Below are 19,028 nucleotides of genomic sequence, written 5' to 3'. Positions count from 1 at the left end.
GCGCCGAACGACGGGCACGTCAAGGAAAGATAGGAAGCCGGGCGCGGAAGCAAAGGTTGCGCCCGTCAACATCGCCCCGCCCGGTGGATTAACTTTTCGAAATGGAGGGGCCTGTCCGCTTCGAAAAATTAATCCACCGGATCAAAGAGTTCTGCTCCGCCCGTCACTGCCGGTCGAACAGGGTCGGGAACTTGAAGGTCTCTTTCTTCGGCTCCACCACGCCATAGGGGGCATTGGGGGCCGGGGTCTGGTAGCCCGGCGGGGGCTGGATCAGGTTCTCGCGCTCCGGCTCGCCGTTGAAGGAGAGCTGCTCCTGCTTGCCGGTCAGGCCGCTCATCCAGCTGGTGAAGCCGAGCTGGTCGGGCAGCAGCACGTCACGCTTGGATTCCGCGCCGACGGGCTCGGTGGGGGCGGTGGAGTTGCCGAGGTTCTTGCGCTTGCCGCCCTTGAGTTCCGAGGGTAGCAGCGGCCGGCCGGGATCGTCGCGCACGATGGGCGTCTTGGAGGCCTCCGCCTCGCGCTTGCGGCGCTGGATATCCGGGTCCTTTGGCCAGTTGGGATTGGCGTCCGCCGCGCTCGCCTGCGGCGGGGGCAGGGTCTCCGGCACCTTGGGAGGCACCACCAGCGGGGCGCGCTCGCGATAGTCGATCTCTGGCTTGGGTTCCTCGTCCTTCAGGCCCAGGAGCTGCATGGTGCTTTCCATGAGGCTCGAGGACCCGTCGAAGGTTTGCGCCGCCGCCGGGCGCGGGGCCGCTGTCGCGAGGAGGCCGGCGCCCACAAGGGCCGCAGCCAGAAGGCGGGAGTGCCGCAGCGTCATCGCGGAACCACCCGAAAGAGAGACGGCGGAAAGATCGTCTGCGGCCCGCTCGGCGGCGACGCCGCGTGAAAAGTTCGAGCTCACGCGCATGGTTCCTGTTTCCCCGACGTCTGGTTTCCCTGAGGCCTTTGGGCAGCCCTTCAGAGCTCGCGCTCAGCTTCGCTCACGCTCAGCTTCGGATTTCGCCGCCATTGGCGGGACCGAGGGCGGCAATTTTGAGGCGCGACCTAAAAACGCATCATAAAGAAGCAGCCCCACCCCCACAACCACGGCCACATCGGCCACGTTGAACACGTACCAGCGGTAGCCCATGGCGTGGAGCGAGACGAAGTCGAACACCGCGCCATAGACCACCCGGTCCACCGCATTGCCGATGGCGCCGCCGATGAGGAGGCCGAGGGAGAAGGCTTCCAGCCGCCCCCGCGATCGCGTCAGCCAGACGGTGAAGAGCAGGGCGGCGGCCACCTTGATGGCCACCAGCACCCAGCGCCCGGTCTCGCCCTGCGGGAACAGGCCATAGCTGATGCCACTGTTCCACAGCGCCACGAAATCCAGCCCCGGCGCCACGGTGTGAAGCGGATCCACCCACTGGCGCGACCATGCGAGGACGAGGCTCTTGGTCGCCTGGTCCGCCACCAGGACGAGGACCGCGACGAAAAGGCCGAAGAGGATGTGGCGTCGGCCCATCGTCACCTCACTGCGCCGCCGTCTGCGCGGCGAAAAATTCCCGCAAGGCGTCCGCGTCGCGCGGGGTCACGTCCGGGAACTGCGGATCGGTGCCTACCTCGGCGGAGATCTTCCAGGAGCGGGCGCATTTGCGGCCCTCGGCGCGCACCGGAACCACCGCCACGCCCGGCACGTCGGGCAGGCGGAAGGCCTCCGCCGGCCCCTCGGACCGGATGAGGGTGGCGGCGCTGGTGATGGTGATTTCCGCAAGGTCCAGCCCGTCGAGGGCATCGGCCAGCGCGCTTTCAGAGACATAGACCTCCGGCGCGGCCTCCAGGGAGGAGCCCATGCGCTTGGCGGCGCGCTCCACCTCCAGCGCCCCCAGGACCACCCTGCGGATGACGCGCACCTGGCGCCACTTCTCCGCCAGCGCATCGTCGCGCCAGTCGGCCGGGGTGTCCGGGAAGCCGAGGAGGTGCACGGAGCCTTCCTCATCGCCGGTGCGGGCGATGTAGGCCTCCTCGCAGGTGAAGGGCAGGATGGGCGCCAGCCACGTGATGAGCCGCGCGAACACCGCGTCCAGCACGGTGAGGCAGGCCCGCCGCGTCACCGAGGACAGGGGATCGCAATAGAGCGCGTCCTTGCGGATGTCGAAATAGAAGGCCGACAGCTCGATGTTCATGAACTGGGTGAGCGCCGCGTTGACCTTCTTGTAGTCGAAGGCGCGGTAGGCGGCGCGGATCTCGCCGTCCAGCTCGACGAGGCGGTGGAGGATGTAGCGCTCCAGCGCCGGCATGTCGGCGAAGGCCACGTGCTCTTCCGGCCGGTCGTGGTGCAGGGAGCCCAGCAGCCAGCGGATGGTGTTGCGCAGCTTGCGGTAGGTGTCGGCCGTCGTCTTCAGGATCTCCGGGCCGATGCGCAGGTCATCCGCATAGTCGGAGGCGCACACCCACAGGCGCAGGATATCGGCGCCGGACTGCTTGATTACGTCCTGCGGGGAGGTGACGTTGCCCAGCGACTTGGACATCTTGCGTCCGTCCTCGTCGAGGACGAAGCCGTGGGTCAAAACCACATCATAGGGCGGGCGGCCGCGCGTGCCGCAGCTTTCCAAAAGCGAGGAATGGAACCAGCCGCGATGCTGGTCCGAGCCTTCCAGATACATCACCCGGTCGTTGCCCTCGGGCGGGCGTGCCGCCTTCAGGTCCGGCCGCACCTCGAGGGTGAAGGCGTGGGTGGAACCACTGTCGAACCACACGTCGAGCACGTCCCGAACCATTTCCCAATGGTCGGGCTTCTCAACGAGGCCCGAGAGGAAGCGCTCCTTTGCGCCCTCCTTGAACCAGGCGTCTGCGCCCTCGGCGGCAAAGGCCTCGGCGATGCGCGCGTTGACTGCTGCGTCCTTGAGGATCTCGACGGTGCCGTCGCCCTTGTCCTTCACGAACACGGCGATGGGCACGCCCCAGGCGCGCTGGCGCGAGACCACCCAGTCCGGCCGATTGGCGATCATGCCGGTGATGCGGTTCTCGCCCGCCGCCGGCACCCATTCCACCGTCTTGATGCCGGCGAGCGCGCGCTCGCGCAGGGTGTCGGGCGCGTTGCCGGCGAGCGTCGCCGGGCGCGGCGCGGCGGTGCCGTCCGCAGTGCGGATGTCCTGGTCCATGGCGATGAACCATTGCGGCGTGTTGCGGAAGATGACCGGCTTCTTGGAGCGCCAGGAGTGCGGATACTGGTGCTTCACCCGGCCCCGGGCGAGCAGGTTGCCCGCCGCGATCAGCGCGTCGATGACAGCCGGGTTGGCGTCGCCCTTCTCGCCTTTCTCGGTGATGACGCGCCGGCCTTCGAAGCCGGGCGCCTGCGCGGTGTAGAACGAGTCCGCGTCCACCGTGTAGGGGATGGCGGGGCTGATGCCCCGCTCTTCCAGCCAGCGGCGGTGGTGGGTCCAGATCTCGAAATCCTCGCGGCCGTGGCCAGGCGCGGTATGCACGAAGCCGGTGCCGGCATCGTCGGTCACATGGTCGCCGTCGAGCAGGGGGACCTGGAAGCTGTAGCCGAGGGCGGCGAGAGGGTGGGCGGTGATGAGGCGCCCGAGCACGTCCGCCGGCACGTCGCCACGCCGCTCGAACGTGGTCACGCGGGCCTGCTTGAACACATCTTCCGCCAGCTTGTCGGCGAGGATGAGCTTGTCGCCGGCCTTGGCCCAGTTGTCGGCGGGAGCTTCCGTGACCTCGTAAAGACCATAGGAGATCTTGGACGAATAGGAGATGGCGCGGTTGCCAGGCAGCGTCCACGGGGTGGTGGTCCAGATGACGACCGTCGCACCCTTCAGCTCACCTTCAGAGGCCACCGGAAACTTCACCCACACCGTGTCGCTGGTGAAATCCTGATACTCCACCTCGGCTTCGGCCAGCGCCGTCTTCTCCACCACCGACCACATCACCGGCTTGGAGCCACGGTACAACAGCCCGTTCTCGGCGAACTTCATGATCTCGCGGGCGATCTGGGCTTCGGCGGCGAATGCCATGGTGGTGTAGGGGTGGTCCCAGTCGCCTTCCACGCCCAGGCGCTTGAATTCCTTGCGCTGCTCGGAAAGCCAGTGCTCGGCATAGGCGCGGCATTCCTGGCGGAAGGCCACCATGGCGGCGGCGTCGGTGAAGTCGGGCTTGGTCTTGCCCTTCTTGCGGTAATTGTCTTCCTCGATCTTCCACTCGATGGGCAGGCCGTGGCAGTCCCAGCCGGGCACGTAGTTCGAGTCATAGCCCAGCATCTGCTGGGAGCGCGTCACCACGTCCTTCAGGATCTTGTTGAGCGCGTGGCCGATATGGATGTTGCCGTTGGCATAGGGCGGGCCGTCGTGAAGCACGAAGCGGGCGCGGCCGCGACCCTGCTCGCGCAGGCGGCCGTAGAGGTCGGTGCGGGCCCAGCGGGCGAGCAGCTCCGGCTCCAGCTTCGGCAGGCCCGCGCGCATGGGGAACGCCGTCTGCGGCAGCAGCAGGGTCTTGGAATAGTCCGGGGTGGCGGACGCCTCAGCCGTGGCAGTGTCGGGTGCGGAAGAGTCAGGTGCGGTCATGGAATGCTCGGGGCATGAAATGTCGGATCAGGCGAAACAAACCCGGCGGCCCCCGCGCGCTCAGGCGCGCCGGCGGGGGGCCGGGCCGATAATTCGCGCCACGCGGGGCGTGCCGGGGCGGGGGAGCGCCCCACCGCACTGAAAAGATCCGCACATGGCCCGGCTTCTAGCAGGCGCCCCGCGCCGCGAAAAGCCCGCAGATGAGCGCAGCGGGAGCCGGCGAAGGGGCACGGCCTAAGTGGCACCCGGTCCGGTCCGCCTTTACGGCCAAGAAAAAAGCCCCGGCACCAAGGTGCCGAGGCTCTTCTTCGTTCCCCTCTTTTTATACCAGCGGGGCGGCGCAGCCGAAGGCGCGTCGCCCCGGAAAGATCACGAGTGGTAGGCGCGCTCGCCGTGCTCGTTGATGTCGAGGCCCTCGCGCTCCACGTCGGTGGTGGGACGCAGGCCGACGACCACGGAGATGATGAACAGGATCACCGCGGTGCCGACACCCGACCACACGACGGTGACGCCGACGGCCTTGAGCTGGGCAATGACCTGGGTGGCCATGTCGTAGGGGGCCACGGCGCCGGTGGTGTAGTCGAAGATGCCGGTGCCGCCGAGGGCCGGGCTCACCAGGACGCCGGTGGCGATGGCGCCGACGATGCCGCCCACGCCATGCACGCCGAACACGTCGAGCGCGTCGTCATAGCCGAACGCGTTCTTGATGGCCGTGCAGAAGATGAAGCAGATGGGGCTGACGATGAGGCCCAGCACCAGCGAGCCCATGATGCCGGCGAAGCCCGACGGCGGCGTGACGGCCACGAGGCCGGCGACGATGCCCGAGGCGAGGCCCAGCATGGAGGGCTTACCCTTCACCAGCCATTCCACGAACATCCAGGAGATGGCTGCGGCGCAGGTGGCGATGAAGGTGTTCATCATGGCGAGCGCGGTGACCGCATTGGCCTCGAGGTTGGAGCCGGCGTTGAAGCCGAACCAGCCGACCCACAGGAGGGAGGCGCCGACCATGGTGAGCGTCAGCGAGTGGGGCGAGAGCGCCTCCTTGCCGTAGCCCAGGCGCTTGCCGACCATGAGGCAGGCGACGAGGCCGGCGATACCGGCGTTGATGTGCACCACGGTGCCGCCGGCGAAGTCGATGGCGCCGAGCGAGAAGATGTAGCCGGCGTCGGCCAGCACGCTGTCGAGAGCGGCCTGGGCGGCGGTCTTGGCGGCGCCGTCAGCGGCGGCAGCCACGGCCTTGGCGGCGGCGTCGATGGCATCCGGGCCGGCCCAGTACCAGACCATGTGCGCGACCGGGAAGTACACGAAGGTCACCCACAGCGGCACGAACAGCACCACGGCGGTGAACTTGGTGCGCTCCGCGAACGCGCCGAAGATCAGCGCGGGGGTGATCATCGCGAAGGTCATCTGGAAGGCGATGTAGACCAGCTCGGGAATGGCCACGCCCACCGAGAAGGTGGCGGCCAGCGATTCGCCGGTCACGCCCGACAGGAACGCCTTGGAGAAGCCGCCGATGAAGGGCGAGCCGCCGGTAAAGGCGAGGGAGTAGCCGTACAGCACCCAGATGAGGCCGACGATGGCCACGCAGTAGCCGACCTGCATGAGCATGGACAGCATGTTCTTGGCGCGCAGGAGGCCGCCGTAGAACAGGAACAGGCCGGGCACCGACATCATGAGCACGAGCAGCGAGGACGTGAGCATCCACGCCACGTCGCCCTTGTTCACGGTGGGGGCCGCCGCGGCGGCTGCGGCGGTCGTGGTGGCATCGGCGGCAGGTGCGGCCGTCTGGGCCAGCACCGGCAAGGCGAACGCCGTTGCCAGGAGAAGCGCGGGAATCCCCACGCGGGACCACGTCTTGGACGTCATGGATGAAAGCTCCGTCGAATGAGAAAGGCTCAAAGCGCGTCGGCGTCGGTCTCGCCCGTGCGGATGCGCACGGCGTGCTCGATCGGAAGGACGAAAATCTTTCCGTCGCCGATCTGGCCGGTCTTGGCGGAAGCGGTGATGGCTTCCACCACCTTGGAGACCTGGTCGGCGGACACCGCGACCTCGATCTTCAGCTTCGGCAGGAAGCTCACGGCGTATTCCGCGCCGCGGTAGATCTCGGTGTGGCCCTTCTGACGGCCGTATCCCTTCACCTCGGTCACGGTCAGACCGTGCACACCGATACCGGTGAGGGCGTCGCGCACCTCCTCCAGCTTGAATGGCTTGATGATGGCCATGACGATCTTCATGGATCGGTCCCTGTTCCCTGTTGCCGATGCGCCGCAAATGACGCGTGTCGGCTGTTTTCTCGCGGCGGCTTCGCTGAGCGGGTCGGGTGGATCCACGCCGCGGCTGGCAAGCCTGCGCAGGAGGGAATCAAGTACCGTGCCAAGTCATAAGGATGGAGATTCGGCGTGCCTATTTTTAGGCCACGCAACGTAAGGCCGTCGCTTTGCCGCCGACTCGCCGCTTTTTTTGCCTATTTATTATCCATCACGCCCAATAGATCGGCACTACGACTTCGCAGTCGCGAGATGGAGTGTTGACGTACCTTTTCGGCCGCTTCAGCGGGGGGTAATCGGGCGCATCAGGCCCTCCTGTGCCGCCGAAGCCACCAGCGTGCCGTCGCGGGTGAAGATTTCACCCCGGCAGAATCCGCGTGCGCCAGCAGCCGTGGGGCTCTCCTGGGTGTAGAGCAGCCAGTCGTCGGACCGGAACGGGCGGTGGAACCACAGGGCATGGTCGAGGCTCGCCACCTGCATGTCGCGGTCGAAGACCGACTTGCCGTGCGGCAAAAGGGCCGCCTGGAGCAGCGCGAGGTCCGAAGCGTAGGCAAGCACCGCCTGATGTGTGGGCAGATCGTCCGGCAGCGGGCCGCGGGTGCGCAGCCACATGCTGGGCCGGGCGCCGGGCGCGCCGAGATAGGCGGGGTCGAGGCTGGTGGGCTTCACCTCCAACGGCCGCAGCGCCATCCAGTCGCGCTTGGCGGCGGCGGGAAAACGCGCCATCAGCTTTTCGCGCCAGGCATCGTCGGAGGGCAGGTCCTCCGGCGCCGGCACGTCCGGCATGGCGCCCTGGTGGTGCAGCCCTTCTTCCACCACCTGGAACGACACCGCCATGCTGAAGATGGCCTGGCCGTGCTGGATCGCCACCACGCGGCGGGTGGTGAAGGAGCGCCCATCGCGGATGCGGTCCACATCGTAGATGATGGGCACGCGGGGATCACCGCCCAGCAGGAAATAGCCGTGCAGCGAATGGGTGACGCGCTCGGCCTCCACCGTGCGCCGCGCCGCCACCAGCGCCTGCGCTACCACCTGCCCGCCGAACACCCGGCCCCCGTCCGGGGTGACGGTGCGACCGCGGAACAGGTTGATTTCAAGGGGTTCGAGGTCGAGGATGCCCAAAAGCGTATCCACGTCGGACGGTGATCCGGTCATAGGGCTTGGCTCGCTGAAAACGCCGGCGCGCAGTGCGCTCCGGAGGGAAGGGATGGGGTCCGAACACGCCATGCTCGCGCGGATTGCGTCAAGTCCCTTTGCGTCAGCCGCCTTCCCTTTAGGGCGGGACGAAGCGCGGCGGAACGGATACAGGATCGGCGCCGGCCGCCGGGCCCGCCGGGAAACAGGTTCGAGGGAGTGAAGCGATGACCGGGCTGACCATGTCCGAGCCTCAGGCCGAGATGCCGCACGCCGGAGTCGGCTTTGCCGCCACCGCGGCCGCGCCGCGTGCGGACGTGGCCATCGTCGGTGGCGGGCTCGCCGGCCTCAGCCTTGCGCTCGCCCTGCGCCAGGGGCTGGGACCTGATGCCGACATCGTGCTTTTCGACCCCTATTTGTCCCACGCCACGGTGGATGACGGCCGCTGCTCGGCCATCGCCGCCGGTGCGCGGCGCATGCTCACCACCCTCGGTGTGTGGCAGCACGTGGGTGCCAAGGCCCAGCCCATCCAGGCCATGGTGGTCACCGACAGCCGCACCAAGGACGTGGCGCGCCCCACCTTCCTGACGTTCGACGGCGATGTGGAGCCGGGCGAGGCCTTCGCCCACATGGTGCCCAACGCCGACCTGCAGTACGCCCTCATCGATGCAGCGCGCTCCGCCGGCATCGACCTGCGCGCCCAGTCCGTGGACGATTTCACCGCCGACCGTTCCGGCGTGAGCCTTTCCGCCGCCGGCGCGCCGGCGCTTCGGGCCCAGCTTCTGGTGGCCTGCGATGGCGCCAAGTCGCGCATCCGCGGCATGGCCGGCATCGCCAATGTGGCCTGGGGCTATGGCCAGAGCGGCATCACCTTCGCGGTGGAGCACGAACGGCCCCACGAGGGCCGGGCGGAAGAGCATTTTTTGCCCCCCGGCCCGTTCGCCATCCTGCCCTTGCCAGGCAACCGCTCCTCCATCGTGTGGACCGAGCGCACGGAGGATGCCGAGCGCATCGTGGGACTGCCGTCCATCGTCTTCCAGGAAGAGCTGGAGCAGCGATTCGGCCACCGGCTCGGCTGGGTGAAGCCGGTGACCAAGCCGCGTGCCTATCCTTTGGGCTTCGCCATGGCGCGCAGCTTCATCAGCGAGCGCCTCGCTTTGGTGGGGGATGCGGCCCATCTCATCCACCCCATTGCCGGGCAGGGGCTCAACATGGGCCTGCGCGACGTGGCGGCACTGGCCGAGGCGGTGACGGACGCCGCGCGGGTGGGCCTCGATTTCGCCGGCCCGGCGGTGCTGGAGCGCTATCAGCGCTGGCGGCGGTTCGACACCTTGGCCATGGGCGTCGCGACAGACGGGCTGAACCGGCTGTTCTCGAACCGCTCCGACGCCCTGCGCGCGGTGCGCGACCTCGGTCTCGGCCTCGTGGACCGGATGCCGCGCCTCAAGGGCCTGTTCATCCGCGACGCAGCGGGCCTCACCGGGCAGGTGCCGAAGCTGCTGCGGGGCGAGGCGCTTTAGAGAGCCGCTCCCCGCTCAGGGGGCAGGGCGCGGATGCCCTGTCCTCAGCGAGAGAGTTCGCTCTCGTCGAGCTTGCGGGCCTCGTCGGCCAGCATGATCGGGATGCCGTCGCGGATGGGATAGGCGAGGCGCGCGGCGCGGGAGACCAGCTCCTGGCGCTCGCGGTCATATTCCAGCGGCGCCTTGGTGAGAGGGCACACCAGGATTTCGAGCAGCTTGGGGTCCACGTCGTGGCCGGGGCGCTGGGCTTGGATCATCGCAACACTCGTCAGGGCGTTTTCAGGCGCGGCGCAGACCGGCTCGCGTGCTGAAAACGCATTGGACACCAGCCGGCGCGGGCCGGCGTCATGAAGAAACGCGAGGCTGCGCCGGATCGCCCCGCTGCGGGGCGGCGCCACCATAGCGGGGGCGGGCGGGCGTTTCACCCCCAATCTGGTTCGATCCATCAGGCCCGCTGATGCAGGCATCAGCCGGATTCGTTATCGCCGGGGCCGCCGGTCCCCTAAGCAGCGGGGGCCACCACCGGCAGCACGCGTTACAAGGCACCCATGGACCGCCGCCCGAATCGCCAATCGCCCCTTGGGCTTGTCCTCGGCCTCGTCGCCGTCGTCATGTTCGGCGCGACGCTGCCCATGACGCGGCTCGCCCTGCACGACCTCAGCCCCTGGTTCATCAGCTTCGGCCGCGCGGCGCTGGCCGGCTTCTGCGCGCTCGCGGTGGTGCTCGTGCTGCGCCGGCCGTGGCCGTTCGGCGCGCGCGAGACCCGGCGCGACTTGCTTCTGGCTACCCTAGCCCTGGTGTTCGGCTTTCCCATCCTCATCGGGGTCGCGACCCAGACTGTCCCGGCGGCCCATGGCGGCATCGTGCTCGGCCTCCTGCCGCTGTGCACCGCCATCGCCGCCACGGTGCTCGCGGGAGAGCGTCCCGGCCTCGGCCTGTTCGCGGCCAGCGCGGCGGGGGCGGGGCTGGTGGCCGCCTTCGCCCTGCGCAACGGCGCCACGGGCGGGTTCGGCTATGGCGACATGCTGCTCTTCCTCGCCGTGGTGATCTGCGCCGCCGGCTATGCCGTTTCCGGGCGTCTCGCCCGCCGCATGGCGGGTTGGGAGGTGATCGCCTTCATGCTCATCCTCGCCCTGCCGGTCACGGTACCGGCGGCGCTCCTGACCTTTCCGTGGGGGCGGGCGGTGACGGGCGAATCGTGGGCGGCGCTGGTCTATCTCGGCCTTTTCAGCCAGTTCATCGGCTTCTTCTTCTGGAATGCCGGGCTGGCGCTGGGCGGCATCGCGCGTGTGGGGCAGATGCAGTTGCTCCAGACCTTCGTCACGGTGGGCCTCGCTTGGCCCATCAACGGCGAGCGGCCCGATGCGGAGACCCTGCTGTTCGCCCTTGCCGTGGCCGTGGTGGTGGCGCTGGCCCAGCGGGCGGGGCGGCGGCGGCCGGTGGCCTCTGCCGTCGATCCGGCGGGACCTGCCTGAGGCCCCAAACGAAAACGGCCCTCCAAGAGGGCCGTTCACAGTCTTCAGGGAAAGCGCAGGCGCCCTCAGGCCGCCTTGCTGCGGGCAGTGATGAGCTTGCGGTTCACCAGCACCTCGGCGATCTGCACCGCGTTGAGGGCTGCGCCCTTGCGCAGGTTATCGGACACGCACCAGAAGTTGATGGCGTTGTCCACGGTCGGGTCATCGCGCAGGCGCGAGATGAAGGTGGCGTCCTCGCCGGCGGCCTCGTGCGGGGTGGCGTAGCCGCCCGGCTCGCGGGTGTCGATGACCAGGATGCCCGGGGCCTCGCGCAGGATCTTGCGCGCGTCCTCGGCGGACAGCTCCTTCTCGAACTCGACGTTCACCGATTCCGAGTGGGAGATGAACACCGGTACGCGCACGCAGGTGGCCGTGAGCTTGATCTTCGGATCGAGGATCTTCTTAGTCTCGGCCACCATCTTCCACTCTTCCTTGGTCGAGCCGTCGTCGAGGAAGACGTCGATCTGGGGAATGAGGTTGAAGGCGATGCGCTTGGGGAACTTCTTCGGCTCCACCGGATCGGAGACGAAGATCGCCCGGGTCTGGGTGAACAGCTCGTCCATGGCGTCCTTGCCGGCGCCGGAGACGGACTGGTAGGTGGAAACCACCACGCGCTTGATGGTGGCAGCATCGTGCAGCGGCTTCAGCGCCACCACCAACTGCGCCGTGGAGCAGTTGGGATTGGCGATGATGTTCTTCTTGGTGAAGTCGACGATGGCGTCCGCATTCACCTCGGGCACGATCAGCGGCACGTCCGGATCCATGCGCCACTGGGACGAATTGTCGATGACGACGCAGCCCTGCGCGCCGATCTTCGGCGACCATTCCTTCGACACGGCACCGCCCGCCGACATCAGGCAGATGTCGGTGTCGGAGAAGTCGTAGGTTTCGAGCGCCTTCACCTTGAGGGTTTTGTCACCGAAGGAGACTTCCACGCCCTGTGAGCGGCGCGAAGCAAGCGCCACAACCTCGTCCGCGGGAAAGCCCCGCTCGGCGAGGATCGAGAGGATCTCCCGGCCCACGTTGCCCGTGGCGCCGACGACGGCGACCTTGTAACCCATGATATTCCTCGGGATCTGCCGGCCCTGCTGGCCGGAACGGGGGTTTTAGGCCGAACGGCCCGCGCTTGCAAACTGAAGATTCCGCGAGCGCGCACGGCGACCTTGCGGAGAACTGTTGCGCCAGCGCAACGCGCCGCGCCGTCCGTTCGGGGAACATTGCCCTGGGCCCCTGCGTTTCCTTGCACGTGGGGCAAGAGTGTCCTAATTCAGGCAGGGGCGGCGGCTGTGCCGTTTCGGGAGGATGTCATGCGTGTCGCGCCGTACTTCACCATCGCCGCGGCGTTCCGGCTGGCGCTCGCGGTGACGTCCGCGGTGGCGCTGACGGGCGTCGCCTCTGTCGTTGCGGCGGATGACGCCTCGGCCCAGACCACCGTCAAGAAGCGCAGCCGCATCGAGATCACCCGCCGCTCCTATCTGGACGCCGGCACCGTGGTGAAGCCCGGGTCCAAGTCCTATCTGGACTATGCCCTGCCGCCCGGCTGGTTCTACCCGACCTACGACGGCGGCGGCGCCTCCGGCACCGGCCCCATTAGCGGCATCCGTTCTCCGCTGCCCGGCCCGTTCGATCTGCCGGGCTTCTGATCCGTCGAGGCTGGACGGCTGGGAAGAGGGCCGCACAACGCGGCCCTTTTTTGTGCCCAAAAAGCACACTCAATTTTCGTGAGATAATTTTTCTCCCGTAGCGGAATGACATTTGGTGCGCGCCACGCCATAACCACCGTTCGATTGCGGCGGTGCCGCGCTCTTCCAAGCCACACAGCCGACAGGGCCGCGTTCATGCCCCGCCTTCGTTTCGCGTTTCCGGCCGGGGCCGGCCGGGCCCCGCGCAGCGTCATTCCCGGCTTCCACCTCTCCTTGGGGCTGACGCTGCTCTATCTCGGACTGATCGTGCTTCTGCCTATCGGGGCGCTGCTGCTGAAGGCGGCGGATGTGGGGTTCTGGGGCTATATCGCCATCATCACCTCGCCACGCACCATTGCCTCGTTCCAGATCACCATCGCCACGGCGGCCGCGGCCGCCCTGTTCAATGCGGTCTACGGGCTGGGTCTCGCCTGGGTGCTGGTGCGCTACGAGTTTCCCGGCAAGCGCCTGCTGGACGCCATGGTGGACGTGCCCTTCGCCCTGCCCACGGCGGTGGCGGGCCTCGCGCTCACCACGCTGTTCGCAAAGAATGGCTGGTTCGGCGCGCCGCTGGCCCAATGGGGCATCCAGGTGGCCTATGCCCCGGCGGGCATCGTCTGCGCCATGGCCTTCACGTCCATTCCCTTCGTGGTGCGCACCGTGCAGCCGGTGCTGGAGGACATGGAGCCGGAGCTGGAGGAGGCGGCGGCGACGCTGGGCGCCTCGGACCTCACTACCTTCCGCAAGGTGATATTCCCGACCCTGTTTCCCGCTTTCCTCGCCGGCACGTCGCTCGCCTTCGCCCGCTCGCTGGGGGAATTCGGCGCGGTGGTGTTCATCGCCGGCAACCAGCCGTTCCGCACCGAGATCGTGGCCCTGCTCACCTTCATCCGGCTGGAGGAATATGACTATGCCGCCGCCGCCGCCATCGCCGTGACCATGCTGGGGCTCGCCTTCCTTATGCTGCTGGTGGTGAATGCGGTGCAGACCTGGCACCAGCGCAGCGCGCTGGGGGAGGGCTGAGATGGCGGCCCCGGTCAACCGCAACCGTCGCCGGGTGGGCGATGGTGCACGCTCGCGGGCGGTCCTGCTCACCCTGGTGCTCGGCACCACGGCGGTGGCCCTCATCGCGCCGCTCGCGGTCATCTTCTCCGAGGCCTTCGCGCGCGGCTTTTCCGCTTATGCCGAGGCGCTGGTGCGGCCGGACACGCTGCACGCCATCGGCCTCACGATCATCACCGCGCTCGTCTGCGTGCCGGTGAACGTCGGCTTCGGCATCGCCGCCGCCTGGGCGGTCACCAAGTTCAGCTTCCCCGGCCGCAACCTGCTGCTGGCGGTGGTGGAACTGCCCTTCTCCATCTCGCCCATCGTGGCCGGTGTCGCCTATCTGTTCGTCTATGGCGGGCAGGGGCTGTTCGGCCCGTTCCTGCAGGCCCACGACATCAAGATCGTGTTCGCCCTGCCGGCCATCATCCTCGCCAGCATGTTCGTCACCGCGCCGTTCGTGGTGCGCGAGCTGGTGCCGCTGATGATGGCGCAGGGGCGCGACGAGGAAGAGGCGGCGGTGAGCCTGGGCGCCAACGGCTTCGACGTGCTGCGGCTGGTCACCCTGCCCAACGTGCGCTTTGCCCTGCTCTATGGCGCAGCCTTGTGCAACGCGCGGGTGATGGGTGAGTTCGGCGCGGTGTCGGTGGTGTCGGGCAACATCCGCGGGCAGACCTCGACCTTGGCCCTGCAGATCGAGCTTTTGTACCAGGACAGCCACGTGCTGGCCGCCTTCGCCGCCGCGACCGTCCTGGCGGGCGTGGCGCTGTTCACCCTGGTGGCGAAATATCTCATCGAACGCGCTGAGCGCGCGCGCGAGGAGCAGGCTCCGCCCCGCCGGCCGGGGCATTGAGGCGGCCGTTTACGGGACTGCGCGCCGCCTCACAGTCAGCCGCGCGGGGCGGGCAGGCCGAGGGCGGTGGAGGAGGGCTGCTGGACGGGTGTCATCCGCTTCAGCTCGCGCTTGGCTTCGCGCGCCGCGCGGCGGAAGCGACCCTGCCGGGCCCACACCACGATGCCGCCGGCCAACACGCCCACGATCAGCGCGGCGAACACCAGCGCGAACAAAGGCAGCGTCACCGACAGCGCGGGCGCATCCGGCGAGAACGGGTCGAGGGACAGGGTGACGGGCTTGCGGTTCGCCACGGCGAGGGCCACCGCCACGATGGAGAGCGGCAGGCCGATGAGGATGGAGAGGATACGGGCCACGGGCGCCTACTTTCCGGTGTTGAGACGTTCGCGCATCTCTTTTCCGGTCTTGAAGTAAGGGACGGTCTTCTCGCTCACGTCCACCTGCTTGCCGGTGCGCGGGTTGCGGCCGACGCGGGCGTCGCGCTTCTTCACCGAGAAGGCGCCGAAGCCGCGCAGTTCCACCCGGTCGCCACGCTCGAGAGCGGAGGCCACCTGCTCCAGGATGGCGTTGACGATGTTCTCCACGTCCCGCTGGTAGAGGTGCGGGTTGGCCTCGGCGATCTTCTGGACGAGTTCGGACTTGATCATGATGGCCGCATGTCCCTTGAGAACGATCCGCTGGGTTTGGCGGACAGGCTGCTTTCCGGCGACGGATTGCCGCGTTTAATGCAGGAGCCTCAAGCCCTTGTCACCCGTCGGTGCGAGGGTGCCAGAGGGCCAGAAGACCGTCAAGCTGGGCGCGCTCCAGCGCCCCCCGGGCGGTCTGGGTGAGGAACTCGGCCGCCTGGGGGAAGCCCAGAGCCGCCACCGCGCCCCGCGCCGCGCCGAGCAGCCAGCCGAACTCCGAATCCACCTCCCGGGTGCGCCAGCTGCGGACCTTGAGGTTTTCCGGAATGCCCTTCTCGCGGGCGAGCCATGCCCGGGCGGTGCGCTCGTCGCCCAACTCGTCCACCAGCTGCAGTTCAAGGCCCTGATGGCCGGTGAAGACACGCCCGTCGGTGACGGTGGCGAGCTTGTCGTCGGACATCTTGCGCCGTTCGCTCACCAGGCCCTTGAACCAAGCGTAGCTGTCCTTCACCAGCGACTCCACCGCCGCCCGCGCTTCCGGCGTGGTGGGGGTGTAGGGATTGGGCGAGGCCTTGAGCGGCGAGGACTTGATGTCCTCCATGGCGACGCCCACGGTCTTCAGCAGCTCGGTGACATTGGGATACTGGTAGATCACGCCCACCGAGCCCACCAGCGCGTTGCGCCGGGCCACGATGTGGTCGGCACCCAGCGCCGCGATATAGGCCCCCGATGCGGCGATGCCTTCCACCACGGCGACCACCGGCTTCTTTTCGGAAAGGCGACGCAAAGAGTCGAACAATTGCTCGGAGCCGGTGACGGTGCCGCCGGGGCTGTCGATGGACAAGATCACCGCCCGCGCCCGCGAGCGGCCGATCTCCTCCAAGAGTTCGACCCGCGCGCGGTCGTTGCGGATGATGCCGCCGATGGTCACCCGCGCCACATGGGGCGAGGAGGCCGAAACGCCGTCGCCCGCCACGGAGGCCACACCCACCGCAAGGGCGGCGACAGCGGCGAGCACACCGAGGGTGCGCCAGAAAGTGACCTTCCGCCGCAGGCGGCGGCGTTCGACGATCTGGTCCGCGTCGAGCGACATGACTCAGCTCCTTCAGGGCACTCCGGCCGCCGGAGGCGGACAGGACCGATGGGCCGCACTTAAGCAGGTGGCCCGGGGTTGGCAAGGCACTCGTGGTCAAGGCACTCGTGGTCAAGGTGCCCCTTGGCGCCCCTACCGGAACCCCGCATTGGAAAAGCAGTTCCCGCGGCGTGGCGCCCCGCGCCCGTCGTCGGGAAGTTCACCAGCGGTCGCCCGCCGGTGCGCCGCGCCATTCGGCCACGCGCCGCCCGGTGGCGGGGGACATGTCCTGCGGCAAGGCATCGGGCGCAAAGAACTCGGCGGCAACGATCTCCATGTTGCGCTCCGGCCGGGGCCCGATGATGAGCCCGGACGTGCGGTACAGCACCACGTGGTCGCGTCCGCCCACACGGGGATTGAAGAAGACGCCGGCCAAGGCGAGCGGGCCGTCGGCCTCCACATTGGCTTCTTCCTTCAGCTCCCGCCGCGCCGCCGCCTCCGCGCTCTCACCCACGTCGACGCCGCCCCCCGGCAGGTGCCAGCCCGCCACGTAGGAATGGCGCACCAGCAGCACCCGCTGCGCATCGTCCACGGCGAGCACGCGCACCCCGAGCGTCATGCCGTGACGCAGGCGCCGGAGGAAGTGGAAGAGCGGAAGCATGATCCAAGCATAGCCGAAGCCGGCTCAGTGCGCCTCGCGATTCGCGCGCGGCATGCGGGCAGGGTTGCGGGGGGCGCGCGGGCCTATCCGGCCGCCGCCGCCCGGGCCGCCAGTTCCGCCGCCTCGATGGCCTCGGCGCGGTGGAAGGCGGGGCGGGCGGTGCAGCGCGCCACATAGGCTGCCACCCGCGGCGTGGGCGTGACCACCTTCAGCAGAGTGATAGCGTACCACAGGTCCATGGCCAGCATGATGTCGGCGGCGGAAAACGCCTCGCCCAGCAGATAGGGACCGTCCTTCAGCGCCTGTTCCACCACCTCCATGACAAGGTCGAAGCTGCCCCATCCGGCGGAGACCTTGGGCAGCTCGATGCCCTTCAGTTTCTGCAGGAAGGCCGGCTCCATGCAGCCGGCGGAAAAGAACATCCAGTAGAGGTAGCGCGCCCTCAGCGGATCGCCCACGGGCGGAGCGAGGCCGGCGGCCGGCACCTGCTCCGCCACATAGGCGCAGATGGCGCCGCTCTCGGCGAGATGGGCATCGCCATCGCTCAGCGCCGGCACCTTGCCCATGGGATTGATGCGGCGGAAGGCCGGATCGTCCTGCGCGCCGGTGCGGATATCCACCACCTCCCGCTCATAGGGCGCTCCAGCCTCCTCCATCAGCCAGAGGATGCGGAAGGCCCGCGTGTGGGGCGCCCAATAGAGTTTCATGCTGCTCCTCCCCGTTTGGTGGACCGGAACGTATAGAGAACAAATGGAGGCGTCGAGTCGGTTTTGGGGCCTTGCGATCCGGGCTCAGGCATGGATAATACCAGGACGGCCTGGGGTGCCACGCATCATGCGCGGCTGAGATCACACCCATCGAACCTGTCTGGGTCATTCCAGCGTAGGGAGACGCCGATGAGCGCCAGCTTGTCGACCTTCACGTCCAGTTCTTCTTCAGCCGGCTCGGCAACTTCCGGCGCTGCATCTGCGCGCCCGCGCGTCGCCATCGCGGGCGGTGGGGTCATCGGCCTCGCTCTTGCGTGGCGGCTTGCGCAGGCGGGCTGCCCGGTGGAGGTCTTCGAGGCGGGGGAAACCGGCCAGGGCGCGAGCCGCGCCGCCGCCGGCATGCTCGCCGCCTGCGCCGAGGCGGAGCCGGGGGAGGAGGTTCTCCTCGCCCTCAATCGCGCCAGCCAGGTCCTTTGGCCGGCGTTCGCCGCCGATCTGGAGCAGGCGGCGGGTTCGTCCGTGGACCTGCGCACCGAAGGCACCCTCACCATCGCCCTCACAGCCGACGATCTCGCGCGGCTGCGGCACCTTTATGCCCTCCAGCAGTCCCTTGGCCTGCCGGTGGAATGGCTCACGGCGGCGCAGGTGCGGCGGCGCGAGCCCTATCTCTCGCCCAAGCTGGCCGGCGGCATCCTCACCCTTGAGGACCATCAGGTGGACAACCGCAAGGTGGCCGCCGCGCTCAAGGTGGCGGCGCTGAAGGCCGGCGTGAATATCCACGAGCACACGCCCGTCGCGCGGGTGGAGACGGCCGGCGGCCGCGTCACCGGCCTGGTGGCGGGTGATACGCTCCATGCGGCCGACGTGGTGGTATTGGCCGCCGGGGCCTGGAGCCGGGGCATCGACATCACCCCCGCCGCGCCGTTGCCGGTGCGGCCCATCAAGGGCCAGATGCTGGCGCTGCGCATGGACCCCGCCGCGCCCATCCTCACCCATGTGCTGTGGGCGCCGGGGGCCTATCTCGTGCCGCGCCACGACGGCCGCCTTATCATCGGTGCCACCACCGAGGAGAAGGGCTTCGACACCGATCTCACCGCCGGCGGGCAGCTGGCGCTGCTCACCAATGCGTGGCGCGCCCTGCCGACGCTCGAGGAGCTGACCATACTCGAGCAATGGGTCGGCTTTCGCCCCGGCAGCCGGGACGATGCTCCCATCCTCGGCCCGAGCGAGGAGGTGGACGGCCTGATCTACGCCACCGGCCACCACCGCAACGGCATCCTGCTGCTGCCGGTGACCACGCAGGTGATCGCCGATTATGTCCTGTCGGGCCGCATGGCGGACGTGGCGGCGCCCTTTGGCGCGGCGCGCTTTGCCCCGCGCGCGGCGGCGGAGTGAGCG

General features: G+C 68.4%; 19 protein-coding genes and 1 riboswitch. Of the genes, 6 read left to right on the top strand and 13 right to left on the bottom strand.

Going from position 1 to position 19,028, the window contains the following annotated elements:
* Positions 1-163: 163 nt before the first annotated feature.
* The 6 genes from V5F66_RS11515 to tesB all read right to left on the bottom strand — a co-directional run bounded on the left by V5F66_RS11515 (position 164) and on the right by tesB (position 7,972).
* Positions 164-907, bottom strand: a complete 744-nt coding sequence (locus V5F66_RS11515) for a hypothetical protein (protein ID WP_394052335.1) — start codon at positions 905-907, stop codon at positions 164-166.
* A gap of 63 nt (positions 908-970) precedes the next feature.
* Positions 971-1,504 carry a signal peptidase II gene (gene lspA / locus V5F66_RS11510; protein WP_394052337.1) on the bottom strand — a complete coding sequence of 178 codons (534 nt, stop codon included), beginning with the start codon at positions 1,502-1,504 and terminating at the stop codon, positions 971-973.
* A 7-nt stretch (positions 1,505-1,511) separates the two neighbouring features.
* Positions 1,512-4,550, bottom strand: coding sequence for an isoleucine--tRNA ligase (gene ileS / locus V5F66_RS11505; RefSeq protein WP_394093901.1), 3,039 nt, complete (start codon positions 4,548-4,550; stop codon positions 1,512-1,514).
* A gap of 369 nt (positions 4,551-4,919) precedes the next feature.
* Positions 4,920-6,416 carry an ammonium transporter gene (locus tag V5F66_RS11500; protein ID WP_393999441.1) on the bottom strand — a complete coding sequence of 499 codons (1,497 nt, stop codon included), beginning with the start codon at positions 6,414-6,416 and terminating at the stop codon, positions 4,920-4,922.
* A gap of 29 nt (positions 6,417-6,445) precedes the next feature.
* A complete protein-coding gene (locus V5F66_RS11495; protein ID WP_012114237.1) occupies positions 6,446-6,784 on the bottom strand; it encodes a P-II family nitrogen regulator in 339 nt (112 codons plus the stop codon).
* Positions 6,785-7,099: 315 nt separating this feature from the next.
* The gene (gene tesB / locus V5F66_RS11490) at positions 7,100-7,972 is read right to left on the bottom strand and encodes an acyl-CoA thioesterase II (RefSeq protein WP_394007259.1); all 873 of its coding nucleotides are present in this window, start codon (positions 7,970-7,972) and stop codon (positions 7,100-7,102) included.
* A 242-nt stretch (positions 7,973-8,214) separates the two neighbouring features.
* Between tesB and V5F66_RS11485 the strand changes: the two genes are divergently transcribed.
* The gene (locus V5F66_RS11485; RefSeq protein WP_394094004.1) at positions 8,215-9,471 is read left to right on the top strand and encodes a ubiquinone biosynthesis hydroxylase; all 1,257 of its coding nucleotides are present in this window, start codon (positions 8,215-8,217) and stop codon (positions 9,469-9,471) included.
* Positions 9,472-9,515: 44 nt separating this feature from the next.
* Here the strand turns inward: V5F66_RS11485 and V5F66_RS11480 are convergent, their stop codons facing one another.
* Complete coding sequence (locus tag V5F66_RS11480; RefSeq protein WP_041576750.1) at positions 9,516-9,728, bottom strand: Trm112 family protein; 213 nt, start codon at positions 9,726-9,728, stop codon at positions 9,516-9,518.
* A 291-nt stretch (positions 9,729-10,019) separates the two neighbouring features.
* Between V5F66_RS11480 and V5F66_RS11475 the strand changes: the two genes are divergently transcribed.
* Positions 10,020-10,946: a DMT family transporter gene (locus V5F66_RS11475; protein WP_394093900.1), complete on the top strand. Its 927-nt coding sequence runs from the start codon at positions 10,020-10,022 to the stop codon at positions 10,944-10,946.
* Between the two features lie 65 nt (positions 10,947-11,011).
* On the opposite strand, the gene V5F66_RS11470 is transcribed toward V5F66_RS11475, so the two are convergent.
* A complete protein-coding gene (locus tag V5F66_RS11470) occupies positions 11,012-12,046 on the bottom strand; it encodes an aspartate-semialdehyde dehydrogenase (protein WP_012114242.1) in 1,035 nt (344 codons plus the stop codon).
* 246 nt (positions 12,047-12,292) lie between these two features.
* On the opposite strand from V5F66_RS11470, the gene V5F66_RS11465 reads away from it, so the two are divergent.
* The 3 genes from V5F66_RS11465 to cysW all read left to right on the top strand — a co-directional run bounded on the left by V5F66_RS11465 (position 12,293) and on the right by cysW (position 14,564).
* Positions 12,293-12,628 carry a hypothetical protein gene (locus V5F66_RS11465; protein WP_393999444.1) on the top strand — a complete coding sequence of 112 codons (336 nt, stop codon included), beginning with the start codon at positions 12,293-12,295 and terminating at the stop codon, positions 12,626-12,628.
* A 195-nt stretch (positions 12,629-12,823) separates the two neighbouring features.
* On the top strand, positions 12,824-13,690 hold the full coding sequence (cysT, locus tag V5F66_RS11460; RefSeq protein WP_394093899.1) for a sulfate ABC transporter permease subunit CysT: 867 nt from the start codon (positions 12,824-12,826) through the stop codon (positions 13,688-13,690).
* A 1-nt stretch (position 13,691) separates the two neighbouring features.
* On the top strand, positions 13,692-14,564 hold the full coding sequence (cysW, locus tag V5F66_RS11455) for a sulfate ABC transporter permease subunit CysW (protein WP_394093898.1): 873 nt from the start codon (positions 13,692-13,694) through the stop codon (positions 14,562-14,564).
* A 35-nt stretch (positions 14,565-14,599) separates the two neighbouring features.
* Here cysW and V5F66_RS11450 read toward each other — a convergent pair whose 3' ends face one another.
* From V5F66_RS11450 to V5F66_RS11430, 5 genes are all read right to left on the bottom strand, one after another.
* Positions 14,600-14,920 carry a lipopolysaccharide assembly protein LapA domain-containing protein gene (locus V5F66_RS11450; RefSeq protein ID WP_393999447.1) on the bottom strand — a complete coding sequence of 107 codons (321 nt, stop codon included), beginning with the start codon at positions 14,918-14,920 and terminating at the stop codon, positions 14,600-14,602.
* 6 nt (positions 14,921-14,926) lie between these two features.
* A complete protein-coding gene (gene ihfB / locus V5F66_RS11445; RefSeq protein ID WP_012114247.1) occupies positions 14,927-15,211 on the bottom strand; it encodes an integration host factor subunit beta in 285 nt (94 codons plus the stop codon).
* A 100-nt stretch (positions 15,212-15,311) separates the two neighbouring features.
* The gene (sppA, locus tag V5F66_RS11440; protein WP_394052344.1) at positions 15,312-16,283 is read right to left on the bottom strand and encodes a signal peptide peptidase SppA; all 972 of its coding nucleotides are present in this window, start codon (positions 16,281-16,283) and stop codon (positions 15,312-15,314) included.
* Positions 16,284-16,482: 199 nt separating this feature from the next.
* Complete coding sequence (locus tag V5F66_RS11435) at positions 16,483-16,923, bottom strand: NUDIX domain-containing protein (protein WP_012114249.1); 441 nt, start codon at positions 16,921-16,923, stop codon at positions 16,483-16,485.
* An 83-nt stretch (positions 16,924-17,006) separates the two neighbouring features.
* Entirely contained in the window at positions 17,007-17,630 is a 624-nt protein-coding gene (locus V5F66_RS11430) for a glutathione S-transferase family protein (protein WP_394052346.1), read from the bottom strand.
* A 101-nt stretch (positions 17,631-17,731) separates the two neighbouring features.
* Positions 17,732-17,831: riboswitch (TPP riboswitch) on the top strand.
* On the opposite strand from V5F66_RS11430, the gene thiO reads away from it, so the two are divergent.
* Positions 17,820-19,025 carry a glycine oxidase ThiO gene (gene thiO, locus V5F66_RS11425; protein WP_394052348.1) on the top strand — a complete coding sequence of 402 codons (1,206 nt, stop codon included), beginning with the start codon at positions 17,820-17,822 and terminating at the stop codon, positions 19,023-19,025. It overlaps the preceding riboswitch by 12 nt.
* Positions 19,026-19,028: the final 3 nt, after the last annotated feature.

This window comes from Xanthobacter versatilis (assembly GCF_043193975.1).
In the GTDB taxonomy this organism is placed as follows: domain Bacteria; phylum Pseudomonadota; class Alphaproteobacteria; order Rhizobiales; family Xanthobacteraceae; genus Xanthobacter; species Xanthobacter autotrophicus_E.
Note: the sequence above shows the minus strand (reverse complement) of the source record. Positions and strands in the feature narration are given on the sequence as shown.